The following is a 13860-nucleotide window of genomic DNA, read 5'->3' on the forward strand; positions in this document are numbered from 1 at the left end:
GTATCAGGCCTCCCGGCTACGAGCACACATCATCGTTGCTTCGCAAACTACTTTACCGTCGACCAGAGCAACCCCTTTAAAACGGGTCAGGCCGCGGCGCGTTTTTTCGAAAGTGACTTCCATGATCATTTGATCGCCTGGCACGACCGGGCGCTTGAAGCGCGCTTCGTCAATACCGGCGAAGTAGTACAGCTCGCCCGGTTCCAGTTTTCCTACGCTCTTAAACGCCAGAATACCTGTTGCCTGTGCCATTGCTTCCAGAATAAGCACACCCGGGAAAATCGGTTTTCCAGGAAAATGGCCCTGGAAGAATGGCTCATTGACAGAGACATTTTTTACTGCGCGCAGAAAACGACCTTCTTCAAAATCCAGCACGCGATCCACCAGTAAGAACGGGAAACGGTGCGGCAGAAGTTCTAAAATCTCTTCAATCTGCAGAGTATGAGTGTTAGTAGTCAAGATACTCTTCCTGTCAAAATATAAGAAACGACAATAATAACACGGCCTGCCGCAATCGTAAGAATGAGACAGGCCGTAAAGTTTGGCGAACAAAAGATGGAACGTTAGTCTTGTTGATTAACCTTGCGCTCAAGCGATTTTAAACGCTTGCTCATGTCATCAATGTTCATCACCAGTGCAGCGGTTTTGCGCCAGACTTTGTTGGGTTGCAGCGGAATGCCTGAGGAATAGACGCCTGGTTCAGTGATGGGACGCATCACCATACCCATGCCCGTAACCGTCACTTTGTCGCATATTTCCATATGCCCATTGATTACGCTGGCTCCGCCGATCATGCAGTAACGACCAATTTTCAGGCTTCCCGCCATAATGACGCCACCGGCAACCGCCGTATTGTCGCCAATCACGACGTTATGTGCAATCTGGCACTGGTTATCAATGATCACACCATTGCCAATAACAGTGTCATCCAGCGCGCCGCGATCGATGGTAGTACATGCGCCGATCTCCACGCGATCGCCAATAATTACGCGACCAATCTGCGGGATCTTCACCCAGTTACCCCGATCGTTGGCATAACCAAAGCCGTCTGCGCCTACCACTGTTCCAGACTGGATCAGGCAATTCTGACCGATCTGGATCTCATGGTAAATGGTTACGTTCGCCCAGAGACGCGAACCTGCACCTATTTTGCTGTTTTTACCTACGAAGCAACCGGCACCGATAATCACGTTATCGCCCAGTTCAACGCCGGACTCAATCACCGCGTTAGCGCCAATCGATACGTTGTTACCCAGCTTCGCCGTCGCGTCAATCACTGCACTGGGTGCAATGTTCTGCGCAGGCTGCGGCGTGGTATCTAAAATTTGCGCCATGCGCGCGTAAGTCAGGTAGGGGTTCTTCACTACCAGCGCGGCACTTTTCGCGAAAGGAAGATCGTCCTGGGTCATGACAACCGCGGACGCCTGGCACAAGCCTAAATGCTCACGGTATTTTGGGTTAACCATGAACGTGATGTGACCTGTTTGTGCAGATTGCATGGACGCAACGCCGGTGATGACGATATCGCCATCACCGTGTAGTTCTGCATCCAACTGCTGCGCTAAATCAGCCAGTCGAATTGAAGGCATTACTTATTTAACCTGTTTCAGTACGTCAGCAGTGATGTCTTTTACATCGCTGCTGTTGTAAGCAACGGCGTTTGCATCAACAACCAGATCGATATCCTGGCTGTTGGCAACGGATTTCACAGCAGTCTGGATACGAGTAACCAGTTTGCCGCGTTCTTCGTTGGAACGACGAGCGCGATCCTGCTCAAAAGCCTGCGCTTTCTGAGCAAAAGTCTGGCGCTGAGCCATCACGTCTTTTTCCAGTTTGGTACGATCGCTGCCCGCTTTCATGGACTGCAGCTTTTTCATTTTAGCCTGCAGATCGGTTTCCATACGCTGCAGTTCGCTGGCACGGCCTTTGAACTCATTTTCCAGCGTGTTAGAAACACCGGTTTTCTGCGCTACCTGCTGGAACAGGCTGCCCATATTGACGATTGCAATTTTGTCAGCCGCCTGAGCAGAAGTTGCCAGTGCTAAACCGAGACCTGCAGCTAATAACCACTTTTTCACAATAAACTCCTTACCATCCCATTTGCACCGGAGGGTGCAGTTCTTTGCGTGGCCCGGCGATCTTATATTGATCGCCTAAAGTCATCGCTACACTACCACTACATTCCTTTGTGGAGAACACTTACCAGGTTTTACCGATGTTAAACTGGAACTGTTCTGCCTTGTCTCCATCGTACTTTTTGAACGGCTGGGCGTAGGAGAACACCAACGGCCCCAATGGGGACATCCATTGTAATGCGATACCCGCAGACATACGGATATTGCTTGGATCACTATAGTCCGGATATCCAGAATATTGGCTGGAATCCCAGTTTGTATCCCAAACGGTACCCATATCCCAGAAGAAGGAAGTACGAACCGAGTTAGCATACTTGTCGCTAATGAACGGCGTCGGGGTGATGAACTCGAGGCTGGCAACCGCCATAGCGTTACCGCCTACAGCATCATCCGATTTACACAGGTCTTTCGCGCCGTCCTGAGTCGCACATTCGTAATCATAGTCCGGATCATAATTACTAGCCTGATGCGGGAAGTAAACTGCTTTCGGACCAATGGTATTGGACTGGAAGCCACGCACGGTGCTGGAACCACCGGCATAGAAGTTCTCGTAGAACGGCATCTCTTTGCCGCCTAAACCATCACCATAACCCCAGCGGGTACGACCCAGAACAACCCATTTGTGATCGTCATCGATCGGCACATAAGTCGCCGTGTCTAACGTCACTTTGTAGTATTCGTTATCCGATCCCGGAATGGTCACTTTACCGGTCAGGTTGACACGTGAACCATCTGTCGGGAAGTAACCACGATCAAGCTTGTTATAGGTCCAACCATAGTTGAACGTGAAGTCGTCCGTTTTGAAGCTGTTATCCTGATCAGAGGTACTCGGATGTTCACCCATAGAGTACAGATAACGCCACATCGCAACCTGAGGCTGCATGTTGGACAAGGAGTTATGTACATAACCCAGACCTGCACGCAGCGAGTTATATTCGTTGATCGGGAAGCCCAACGTCACGTCTGTACCATAACTCTTGTTGGTATAGTCGGACAGGTCGGCGTCATCTGCCTGGAAGTCATTATAGAAGAGACGACCACCGAGGCTTACGCCATCTACGGTGAAGTACGGGTTGGTTACCGACAGTTCAGCATAGGTCTGGTAATCGTTTTTGGTCCCGTTGATACCAACAGCATAACCCGTACCTAACCAGTTATCCTGTTGCACACCAGCCTGGAAGCTCACGCCACTTTCAGTACCGTAACCAATCCCGAAGTTGAAGCTACCGGTGTTACGTTCTTTCACCTTGTAGACTACATCAACCTGGTCCGGGCTACCCGGAACACGTTGGGTATCGGTATCGACAGTTTCAAAGAAGCCCAGACGATTCAGACGCTCCTTACCCTGATCGACCAGATCGCTCCCCAGCCATGCACCTTCCATCTGACGCATTTCGCGACGCAGGACGGCATCTTTCGAGGTATCGTTACCTTCAAAACGGATCTTACGCACGTAGAAACGGTTACCCGCATCAACGTTCACGCGTAATTTAACGGTTTTGTCGGCATCGTTAATTTCAGGCATCGACTGTACGCGCGGATAGGCATAACCATAGCGACCAAGAAGCTTTTTAATGTCATCTTCCATTTTGGTCACTTTGGTGCCGTTATACAGCTCGCCCGGCTCGATCTTAGTCAGCTGCTCAATTTCAGCGGAGTGCCCGGCAAGGTTGCCGCTCACTTCAACGCCAGAAAGCTTGTACTGATCGCCTTCGGTGATGTTCACCGTGACGTAAATACCTTTTTTATCTGGCGTCAGACTGACCTGGGTAGAGTCGATGTTGAAACGGGCATAACCGCGATCCAGATAGTAACTGCGCAGGGTTTCAAGGTCGCCCGCCAGTTTCTGTTTCTGGTATTTACGATCGCCTACCACGTTCCACCACGGCACTTCGTCACGCAGTTGGAAATGAGAGATCAGTTCGTCGGTGGTGAAAGCATGGTTACCAACAATGTTAATTTGCTGGATTTCAGCTGACACACCTTCCTGGAACACCAGCTTGAGGTCAACACGGTTGCGCGGCAGCGGGGTCACGACAGCTTTAACGCTGGCGCTATATTTACCGACGCTGTAGTAGAAGTCTTCCAGACCTTTCTCGATATCGGCAATGGTGGTGCGATCGAGGGATTCGCCCACACGCACGCCAGAAGCCTCGAGGTTTTGCTTCAGCATGTCATCTTTCACCGATTTGTTACCGGAGAAAGTAATGCTGGCAATGGTCGGACGTTCTTTTACCTGAACCAGAAGGGTATCACCATCACGAAGGACGCGAACATCCTCAAAGTTGCCGGTAGCAAACAGAGCGCGAATGGTATTACTGATATCTTCATCATTAACCGTGTCGCCTGTGCGCACCGGCATACTGAGGAGGGCCGCACCAACGGCGACACGCTGAAGGCCTTCGAAATGAATATCTTTCACTACGAACCCTTCAGCACCGTATACGGTGGCGCTGCTAAACAGCAGCGACGCTATGAGCAACTTTTTCATCGCCATCGTTATTATGCGTTCTTCCTAACTAACTCTCATAACCGAGAGAAATCATTGAAAAGTGCAAGCCCCATTAACAGCACCAGCAGAATCGAGCCAATGCGATAACAAAAGTCTTGAACCCGCTCGGATACCGGTCCGCCCTTGATCTTTTCGATCGCAAGGAACAGCAGATGCCCCCCGTCAAGTACGGGCAACGGAAACAGGTTAATTATCCCTAAGTTCACGCTAATAAGCGCAAGAAACGGCAGGTAATAAACAACCCCGAGTTCCGCTGTCATCCCAGCCCCCTTGGCGATAGAGATCGGCCCACTGAGGTTGTTCAGTTTCACATCACCGGTGATCAATTTTCCCAGCATACTGACCGTCAGCTTCATCAGCTGCCACGTTTTGTCCGTGGCTTCGACGATAGCGTTGAACGGCCCATACTGGCGTACAACTTTATACTCATCTGGCAAAGGAATGACTTTCGGCTCAATACCGACAAAACCAATCGCTTTACCATTACCCGGTTTACTCTCCGGGATTAATGTCAAAGACAAGGGACTCCCCTGTCTTTCGATTTCTAACGCTAAGGATTTACCCGGGTTATCCCGGACAAGCATCACAAAGGTCACCCACTGCGTTAAGGGCTGACCATCGACTTTAACGATCCTGTCGCCTGCTTGCAAACCTGCCTTGCTTGCGGCCGAGTTTGGCTGCACATTTTCCAGTACAGGTTCAATTTGCGGGCCACGAGGACGAATCCCCAGCGAAGATACCGGATCTTCTTTATCAGGCTCAAACGCCCAGTGACGTAAATCGAGCTTTACATCCCGTCGTTGGTCGCTGCCAAATGGCGCTACCGTAATGGTGGTGCTTTCATCGCCAATTTTATCGACCAACTGCAAACGCACGGCATCCCAATCAGGCGTTTCGATACCATCTACGGCTTTTAGTTCCGTACCTGGTGCAATTTGTGCTTCCGCAGCTATCGAATTGGCTGCTATTTCGCCAACCACCGGACGTACGCCAGGCACACCAATAATAAAAACCAGCCAGTAGGCAAAGATAGCAAAAATGAAGTTTGCAACCGGACCTGCGGCAATAATCGCCGCACGTTGGCCGACAGATTTATTATTGAAGGCATGGTGGCGGAGTTCCGGAACAACCGGTTCTGCGCGCTCATCCAGCATTTTGACATAACCGCCCAACGGGATCAGGGCGATGACATATTCGGTGCCTAGCTTATCAGTTCGGCGCCAGAGCGCCTTGCCAAAACCTATTGAGAAACGCTCAACGCGAACACCACAACGCCGGGCAACCCAGAAATGACCAAATTCATGCACGGTGATAAGTACACCCAGTGCAACGATGAACGAAGCCAAATCCCAGAGAAAACTCAGCATATTACCTTCCGTTAAAGCGTCCTGAATACCAGTAACAACAAGCAAGCAAAGACCGGTACCGCAGCCGTCAGACTATCAATACGATCTAAAATACCACCGTGTCCTGGAATTAAATGACCGCTGTCCTTAATTCCTGCTTCACGCTTAAACATACTCTCGGTCAGATCGCCGAGCACTGAGGCTAACGCTGCGACAATAGAGCAAATGAGTAAGGTGACGGGAGCGACGTCGAGATTCGCCCACATGCCATAACCCCATGAGATTACCGCTGCAGTCGCGAGTCCACCGATAAAGCCTTGCCAGGTTTTACCCGGAGAAACCTTCGGTGCCAGCTTATGTTTACCAAACAATTTGCCAAACATATATGCGCCAGAGTCAGCGCCCCATACCAGGATCATGACATAGAGCAGCCATATTGCGCCACTGTAATGATTCTCGTCGTAGTGCCAGGCCCGTAACGCCAGCATGCCCCAGAAGAAGGGAACAATGGTTAGCACGCCAAAAATAATGCGCAATGTTTTAGAGTTACGCCAGATTGCTGCGGAACCTGGGTAAAACAGCACCAGCAATAGCGCGACAATCCACCAACCCAGCGAAGCCCAAAGTGAGATTTCAACCAGCGGTTGATGAATATTTCGGTGATATTCCGGCAACAGAAAAAGCATCAGCGCCAACAATAACCCACATAACACCGCCAACCATACTCGCTGCGAGCGAGTGGTAAAACCGCTAAGCTGTCCCCATTCCCACGCTGCCAGCATGCAGACCACCAGCGTTACAATGGCGAACCCCACCGGCGGCAACAGAAACAACGCCGCGATGACGACGGGTATTAACACAAAAGCAGATATCAGGCGATACTTCAGCAAAAGCGACCCCCATCAGGCTGTTTCATCACCGGGCTCGGTGCCGCCGAAACGACGCTCTCGATTAGCAAAGGCATTTAACGCCCCTTCAAAGTCTTGTTCATCGAAATCGGGCCAGAGAACATCTGTAAAGTAAAGTTCGGCATAGGCAATTTGCCAAAGCAAAAAGTTACTAATGCGATGCTCCCCCCCAGTCCTAATTACTAAATCTACAGGGGCCAGTTCATGCATACAGACATGCTGGTTTAGCATCTCTTCATCTATCTGATCTGGTTGCAGGTTTCCTTGCTGCACCTTTTCAGCCAGTTGCCTGACTCCCTGGACTATATCCCAACGTCCACCGTAGTTCGCCGCAATATTCAGCGTTAGACCGGTATTTCCGGCTGTTAGCGCTTCCGATTTACGAATACGTTCTTGCAAACGCGAGTTAAAGCGACTGGTATCGCCAATAATACGCAGACGCACGTTATGTCGGTGCAGACTCTTTACTTCGCTATCAAGCGCCCACACAAACAGTTCCATTAACGCACTGACTTCCTGCGCTGGTCGGTTCCAGTTTTCACTACTAAAGGCATACAGCGTTAACGCCTCAATACCGTTGTTGGCCGCAAAAGAGACAGCCCGGCGGACGGATTTTGCCCCGGCTTTATGCCCAAAGGCACGAATCTTCCCTTGCTTTTTTGCCCAGCGACCATTGCCGTCCATAATGATCGCAACATGACGACAGCCATGCGCTGGCAATTTTTCGCTAAGTGGTTGAGTAGCAGACAACATCACGCGTTTCTTATTCCCTGACAGGGTTTACGGTACTCAGGAATACTGAAGCCTATACAAAAAAAAGCCGTGTAAAACCACGGCATACCTGACCTTATAAAGCCAACTACTTATGGTCAGATGGCGCAGACTATATCACTGAAGCCCTACGCTAACAAATAGCACGACTCTCTGTAGCCGGATTATCCTCAGCTTGCGAGACGCGTCACCTCTTTTCTGGCGACTTCACGCGCGTTCGTATCAACAGATAACACATCGTCCACGCATTGTGGTTCGCGCATATCCATTTTTTCCAGTACGGATAAATTCAACGCGGCGATATCCGTAAAGCGGATTTGTTGCGCAAGAAAGGCTGCAACGGTGATTTCGTTTGCGGCATTCAATGCAGTCGTCGCAGCCTGGCCTTGTTCGAACGCGTCCATTGCCAGTTTAAGGCATGGATAGCGATCATAATCCGGTGCGGCAAATGTCAACGCACTGAGTTTGCAAAAATCGAGCGGCTTCACACCAGAGTTCACGCGATTCGGCCAGGCCATGGTGTGGGCAATTGGCGTACGCATATCCGGTTCACCCAACTGCGCCAGAACACTGCCGTCCTGATAGCGCACCATTGAGTGAATCACTGACTGCGGGTGAATCAGCACTTCCATCTGGCTGGCGCTGGCGTTAAACAGCCAACGCGCTTCAATGTATTCCAGACCTTTATTCATCATGGTAGCCGAATCGACAGAAATTTTACGCCCCATCGACCAGTTCGGATGACGGCAGGCTTGATCCGGCGTCATTGTTGCCAAATCGCGCAATGGCGTCTCACGGAAAGGGCCACCAGACCCGGTAAGTAAAATGGACACCACGCCATTTTGCTCAAGGTCAGCGTATCCCAGATTATGCTGGATAGGTTGCGGTAAACTCTGAAAAATGGCGTTATGTTCGCTATCGACTGGTAACAATTGCGCTTTGCTCTGCTTTACGGCGTCCATAAACAGACGTCCGCAAGTGACCAGTGATTCTTTATTGGCCAGCAAAATGGTTTTACCCGCGCGGATCGCAGCAAGCGTAGGTAACAGGCCAGCTGCGCCAACAATGGCTGCCATCACCTGATCAACATCCTCAAGCGCTGCCATATCGCAAGCGGCTTGTTGCCCACTTAAGACTTCGGTGCGGCTACCCTGTTGCTGTAGCATCGTTTTAAGAAGTTTCGCACTCGCTTCATCGTCCATTACAGCATAGCGGGGAGAGAATTCCAGGCACTGTTCTACCATGCGAGTGACATTTTTGCCTGCCACCAGCGCAACTACGCGGAAGTGTTCGGGATTATGGCGCACCACGTCCAGCGTGCTGCAACCAATCGAGCCGGTCGAGCCCAGAATGGTGAGTTGCTTCATGAAACATCCAGAGTTGAGACAGAATAAAAAGCAAAACGCCGCCAGCCGATCCACAAGGATCTACTGAGCGGCGTTTTTGTCGTTCAAGAAATCAGAACTGCATCAGTTCTGCTTCTTTGTCTGCCAGCGCCGCTTCAATTTTCTTGATTGCAGCATCAGTCAGTTTCTGTACATCGTCCTGAGAACGGCGATCGTCGTCTTCGCTGATCTCTTTATCTTTCAACAGTGCTTTCACTTTGTCGTTCGCGTCACGACGCACGTTACGTACTGCAACACGCGCTTGTTCTGCTTCACCACGAACGATTTTGGTCAGATCTTTACGACGTTCTTCCGTCAGCGGTGGCAGCGGAACACGGATGTCGCTACCCGCAGAGTTCGGGTTCAGGCCAAGATCGGACGCCATAATCGCTTTTTCAACGGCCGGAGACATTGAACGATCAAACACGTTGATTTTCAGAGTACGGGAATCTTCTACCGTTACGCTTGCCAGCTGACGCAGCGGCGTCGGCGTGCCGTAATATTCCACGACAATGCCATCCAGCAGGCTGGGAGAAGCACGACCCGTGCGTATTTTGCTGATTTGGGTTTTGAACGCTTCTACGCATTTGTCCATGCGTACTTCAGCATCTTTTCTGATATCGCTAATCACGTTACGAATCCTTGAAAACTTGTCTCAGTCAGACCAGACAGTCACACACAGTGGAAGTGTGCTAAGTATAGCCCTGATTAAACATATTACGGGTAATCGTCTGGATTATTAGGCTATTTTATTTGCCATTTTGGCCACGGGCAGTGCTCGCCATCCTCACGTACTTTTGTACGCTCCGGTTGCTGCGCGCTGGCCGTGACCAAACTGCCTGCAACAATAACGCCTTATAACCAGACTTACGCCCCCGCGATACTTGTGCGGAATCTTACCCTTATTTATCCATCACGGGAATTATTCCGTGATTAAAGTCCCTTCTTTTTCACCCATTACCACACGGCGCAGCGCACCCGGTTTGTTCATGTTGAAAACACGAATCGGTAATTTATGGTCACGAGCCAGCGTGAAGGCCGCCAGGTCCATGACTTTCAGCTCTTTTTCCAGCACTTCGCTGTAAGTCAGTTGCTCGTACATGGTTGCGGTTGGATCTTTCGCCGGATCAGCGGTAAACACGCCGTCAACTTTGGTTGCTTTCAGCACCACATCAGCTTCAATTTCGATACCACGCAGGCAAGCTGCTGAGTCGGTGGTAAAGAACGGGTTACCTGTACCGGCGGAGAGGATCACCACACGGTTGTTGCGCAACAGGCTGATAGCTTCTGCCCAGCTGTAGCTGTCGCACACGCCATTCAATGGAATAGCGGACATCAGACGAGCGTTCACATAGGCGCGGTGCAGTGCATCACGCATTGCCAGGCCGTTCATTACGGTCGCCAGCATCCCCATGTGGTCGCCCACAACGCGGTTCATACCCGCTTTCGCCAGACCAGCGCCACGGAACAGGTTACCCCCACCAATCACCACACCAACCTGAATACCCAGTTCAACCAGTTCTTTGATTTCCTGAGCCATGCGATCCAGTATGCTTGCATCAATACCGAAGCCTTCCGTGCCCTGCAGAGCTTCGCCACTCAACTTAAGCAGAATGCGTTTATAGACGGGTTTTGCATTGGTAGCCATGTTTCTTTCCTGAGACTGTCAACGATTGAAATGAATTAATACCGGCGACATTGTACGTCGCTTTTCAGCGCAGCCCCATAAGGGTTAGCTGAATTTACAAGATGGGCGCAAAAAGAAGCCGCCCTCAGGCGGCTCCTTTTCGATAATTAAGACTGCTTGGACATCGCAGCAACTTCTGCTGCAAAGTCAGTCTCAACTTTCTCGATGCCTTCACCTACTTCGAAGCGGATGAAGCCAGTCACTTCAGCGTTATGCTCTTTCAGCAGCTGACCAACAGTTTTGCTTGGTTCCATAACGAACGGCTGACCGGTCAGAGAAACTTCGCCGGTGAATTTCTTCATGCGGCCTTCAACCATTTTCTCTGCGATTTCTTTCGGCTTACCAGACTGCATCGCGATATCCAGCTGAACCTGGTATTCTTTCTCTACCACTTCAGCGGAAACGTCTTCCGGTTTGATGAATTCTGGTTTGCTTGCAGCAACGTGCATAGCGATGTGTTTAACCAGCTCTTCGTCAGCGCCTTTAGCAGCAACCAGAACGCCGATACGCGCACCGTGCTGATAAGAACCCAGAACGTCGCCTTCCAGCGCAGCAACGCGGCGAATGTTGATGTTTTCACCGATTTTCGCTACCAGCGCAACACGTTCTTCTTCGAACTGTGCTTTCAGAACTTCAACGTCAGTGATTTTGCCAGCAACAGCTGCGTCCAGAACTTTGTCTGCGAACGCCTGGAAACCAGCGTCTTTTGCAACGAAGTCAGTCTGGCAGTTAACTTCCAGAATGATGCCGTAGTTGCCGTCGATTTTGGTTTTGATCACGCCGTCAGCAGCAACGTTGCCTGCTTTTTTCGCTGCTTTGATAGCACCGGACTTACGCATGTTTTCGATTGCCAGCTCGATGTCGCCGTTAGCTTCAGTCAGTGCTTTTTTGCAATCCATCATGCCTGCGCCAGTACGCTCACGCAGCTCTTTTACCAGGGATGCGGTAATTTCAGCCATTCTAAAATCCTCGGAGATGTGATCTGCCCGGCATTAAACCGCACAGATATAAAAGTGAAAAAGGGGGCCATATGCAGGCCCCCTAACCAAACGTGTACTACCTGGTCTATAAGGGCTCTCCCCCTTCATATTTCGCGCCGCAGATGCGTTGTCTTCGCTCGCTCATCCCGGTCACTTACTGATGTAAGTTCCCGGGAATTCTCGAGCTTGCCGCCTTTCTGCAACTCGAACTATTTTGGGGGAGTTATCAAGCCTTATTACTCAGCTTCTACGAAGCTTTCTTCCGCCTGGGAAGCCAGATCCTGAGAACGGCCTTCACGTACGGTTGCAGCAACAGCGCCCAGGTACAGGGTCACAGCACGGATTGCGTCGTCGTTACCCGGGATAACGAAGTCAACACCGTCCGGATCAGAGTTGGTATCAACGATAGCAAATACCGGAATACCCAGGTTGTTTGCTTCTTTGATAGCAATGTGTTCGTGGTCAGCATCGATTACAAACAGAGCGTCCGGCAGACCGCCCATGTCTTTGATACCGCCCAGGCTGTTTTCCAGTTTCTCCAGCTCACGAGTGCGCATCAGCGCTTCTTTCTTGGTCAGCTTGTCGAAAGTACCGTCCTGAGACTGAGTTTCCAGGTCTTTCAGACGTTTGATGGACTGACGAACGGTTTTCCAGTTAGTCAGCATACCGCCCAGCCAGCGATGGTTCACGAAGAACTGGTCGCAGCTCAGAGCAGCGTCTTTCACCGCTTCGCTTGCAGCGCGTTTAGTACCAACGAAAAGGATTTTACCTTTGCGAGAAGCAATCTTGTTCAGTTCAGCCAGAGCTTCGTTGAACATCGGTACAGTTTTCTCAAGGTTGATGATGTGAACTTTGTTACGCGCACCGAAGATGAACGGCTTCATTTTCGGGTTCCAGTAACGGGTCTGGTGACCGAAGTGAACACCAGCCTTGAGCATATCGCGCATGGAAACAGTTGCCATGATTAAAACCTCTATATAAAAGTTGGGGTTATGCCTCCACGTATCCCATATTACCGACCCTAAAGGGCACCCCGGAATATGTGCCGATACGTGTGTGTTGTTACACAAAGTGAGATTGTCGCTTCCGTCCAGTCTGTGTATATGAAATGGATCGGAAGTCCGGCGCGCTTTATACCACAAATACGTCGTGGACACCAATAATTGTTGGCGCTGTGTACAGCATCAGACGTTGAATTTTCTATTATAGAAAACCTTCAGTGGCACGTTTGGCGAAATTCAGAATGATTCTCAATTTGCCCGGGTGTGATACCATTGACGACACTTACATATATATTGTCGGTATCACCGACGCTGATGGACAGAATTAATGGCTATCTCAATCAAGACCCCTGAAGATATCGAAAAAATGCGCGTCGCTGGCCGACTGGCTGCCGAAGTGTTGGAGATGATCGAACCGTATGTTAAACCGGGCGTCAGCACCGGCGAGCTGGATCGCATCTGTAATGATTACATTGTTAATGAACAACACGCGGTTTCTGCCTGCCTCGGCTATCACGGCTATCCGAAATCCGTTTGCATCTCTATTAATGAAGTGGTGTGCCACGGTATCCCGGACGACGCCAAGCTGCTGAAAGATGGCGATATCGTTAACATTGATGTCACCGTAATCAAAGATGGTTTCCACGGCGATACCTCAAAAATGTTTATCGTCGGTAAGCCAACCATCATGGGCGAACGTCTGTGCCGCGTAACGCAAGAGAGCCTTTACCTGGCGCTGCGCATGGTAAAACCGGGCATTAATCTGCGCGAAATCGGTGCGGCGATTCAGAAATTTGTCGAAGCAGAAGGCTTCTCCGTCGTTCGTGAATATTGCGGACACGGTATTGGTCGCGGCTTCCACGAAGAACCGCAGGTGCTGCACTATGACTCCCGTGAAACCAACGTCGTGCTGAAACCGGGGATGACCTTCACCATCGAGCCAATGGTCAACGCGGGCAAAAAAGAGATCCGCACCATGAAAGATGGCTGGACGGTAAAAACCAAAGATCGCAGCTTGTCTGCACAATATGAGCATACTATTGTGGTGACTGATAACGGCTGCGAAATTCTGACGTTACGCAAGGATGACACCATCCCGGCGATAATCTCGCACGACGAATAAGATGAAGCCGGC

At 50.5% G+C, this 13860-nt stretch carries 13 protein-coding genes; 1 reads left to right on the top strand and 12 read right to left on the bottom strand.

Features of this window, described 5'->3' with window-relative positions:
* Positions 1 to 3: 3 nt before the first annotated feature.
* The 12 genes from fabZ to rpsB all read right to left on the bottom strand — a co-directional run bounded on the left by fabZ (position 4) and on the right by rpsB (position 12686).
* Positions 4 to 459, bottom strand: coding sequence for a 3-hydroxyacyl-ACP dehydratase FabZ (gene fabZ, locus ATB02_RS18025; protein ID WP_000210739.1), 456 nt, complete (start codon positions 457 to 459; stop codon positions 4 to 6).
* A 104-nt stretch (positions 460 to 563) separates the two neighbouring features.
* Entirely contained in the window at positions 564 to 1589 is a 1026-nt protein-coding gene (lpxD, locus tag ATB02_RS18030) for a UDP-3-O-(3-hydroxymyristoyl)glucosamine N-acyltransferase (RefSeq protein WP_001139282.1), read from the bottom strand.
* A gap of 3 nt (positions 1590 to 1592) precedes the next feature.
* Positions 1593 to 2078: a molecular chaperone Skp gene (gene skp / locus ATB02_RS18035; RefSeq protein ID WP_000758956.1), complete on the bottom strand. Its 486-nt coding sequence runs from the start codon at positions 2076 to 2078 to the stop codon at positions 1593 to 1595.
* A 121-nt stretch (positions 2079 to 2199) separates the two neighbouring features.
* Complete coding sequence (gene bamA / locus ATB02_RS18040) at positions 2200 to 4632, bottom strand: outer membrane protein assembly factor BamA (RefSeq protein ID WP_001240896.1); 2433 nt, start codon at positions 4630 to 4632, stop codon at positions 2200 to 2202.
* Between the two features lie 29 nt (positions 4633 to 4661).
* Entirely contained in the window at positions 4662 to 6014 is a 1353-nt protein-coding gene (rseP, locus tag ATB02_RS18045) for a sigma E protease regulator RseP (RefSeq protein ID WP_001295561.1), read from the bottom strand.
* Between the two features lie 11 nt (positions 6015 to 6025).
* On the bottom strand, positions 6026 to 6883 hold the full coding sequence (gene cdsA / locus ATB02_RS18050) for a phosphatidate cytidylyltransferase (protein WP_000922437.1): 858 nt from the start codon (positions 6881 to 6883) through the stop codon (positions 6026 to 6028).
* 12 nt (positions 6884 to 6895) lie between these two features.
* Positions 6896 to 7654, bottom strand: coding sequence for a (2E,6E)-farnesyl-diphosphate-specific ditrans,polycis-undecaprenyl-diphosphate synthase (gene ispU, locus ATB02_RS18055; protein ID WP_001295562.1), 759 nt, complete (start codon positions 7652 to 7654; stop codon positions 6896 to 6898).
* A gap of 188 nt (positions 7655 to 7842) precedes the next feature.
* Complete coding sequence (ispC, locus tag ATB02_RS18060; RefSeq protein WP_032183242.1) at positions 7843 to 9039, bottom strand: 1-deoxy-D-xylulose-5-phosphate reductoisomerase; 1197 nt, start codon at positions 9037 to 9039, stop codon at positions 7843 to 7845.
* A gap of 91 nt (positions 9040 to 9130) precedes the next feature.
* A complete protein-coding gene (frr, locus tag ATB02_RS18065; RefSeq protein ID WP_000622418.1) occupies positions 9131 to 9688 on the bottom strand; it encodes a ribosome recycling factor in 558 nt (185 codons plus the stop codon).
* Positions 9689 to 9979: 291 nt separating this feature from the next.
* Complete coding sequence (pyrH, locus tag ATB02_RS18070) at positions 9980 to 10705, bottom strand: UMP kinase (protein WP_000224573.1); 726 nt, start codon at positions 10703 to 10705, stop codon at positions 9980 to 9982.
* Positions 10706 to 10851: 146 nt separating this feature from the next.
* Positions 10852 to 11703: a translation elongation factor Ts gene (tsf, locus tag ATB02_RS18075; protein WP_000818114.1), complete on the bottom strand. Its 852-nt coding sequence runs from the start codon at positions 11701 to 11703 to the stop codon at positions 10852 to 10854.
* Positions 11704 to 11960: 257 nt separating this feature from the next.
* Entirely contained in the window at positions 11961 to 12686 is a 726-nt protein-coding gene (gene rpsB, locus ATB02_RS18085) for a 30S ribosomal protein S2 (RefSeq protein ID WP_000246882.1), read from the bottom strand.
* Positions 12687 to 13053: 367 nt separating this feature from the next.
* Between rpsB and map the strand changes: the two genes are divergently transcribed.
* Positions 13054 to 13848, top strand: a complete 795-nt coding sequence (gene map, locus ATB02_RS18095; protein ID WP_001018199.1) for a type I methionyl aminopeptidase — start codon at positions 13054 to 13056, stop codon at positions 13846 to 13848.
* The last annotated feature ends 12 nt before the right edge of the window (positions 13849 to 13860 follow it).

Source organism: Escherichia sp. MOD1-EC5189 (assembly GCF_002966045.1).
GTDB lineage: Bacteria > Pseudomonadota > Gammaproteobacteria > Enterobacterales > Enterobacteriaceae > Escherichia > Escherichia coli_F.

Bases quoted from the DNA above. Each gene is read 5' to 3' on its own strand.
- lpxD (WP_001139282.1), bottom strand. From the start codon at position 1,589: ATGCCTTCAATTCGACTGGCTGATTTAGCGCAGCAGTTGGATGCAGAA.
- bamA (WP_001240896.1), bottom strand. From the start codon at position 4,632: ATGGCGATGAAAAAGTTGCTCATAGCGTCGCTGCTGTTTAGCAGCGCC.
- rseP (WP_001295561.1), bottom strand. From the start codon at position 6,014: ATGCTGAGTTTTCTCTGGGATTTGGCTTCGTTCATCGTTGCACTGGGT.
- ispU (WP_001295562.1), bottom strand. From the start codon at position 7,654: ATGTTGTCTGCTACTCAACCACTTAGCGAAAAATTGCCAGCGCATGGC.
- ispC (WP_032183242.1), bottom strand. From the start codon at position 9,039: ATGAAGCAACTCACCATTCTGGGCTCGACCGGCTCGATTGGTTGCAGC.
- pyrH (WP_000224573.1), bottom strand. From the start codon at position 10,705: ATGGCTACCAATGCAAAACCCGTCTATAAACGCATTCTGCTTAAGTTG.
- tsf (WP_000818114.1), bottom strand. From the start codon at position 11,703: ATGGCTGAAATTACCGCATCCCTGGTAAAAGAGCTGCGTGAGCGTACT.
- rpsB (WP_000246882.1), bottom strand. From the start codon at position 12,686: ATGGCAACTGTTTCCATGCGCGATATGCTCAAGGCTGGTGTTCACTTC.
- map (WP_001018199.1), top strand. From the start codon at position 13,054: ATGGCTATCTCAATCAAGACCCCTGAAGATATCGAAAAAATGCGCGTC.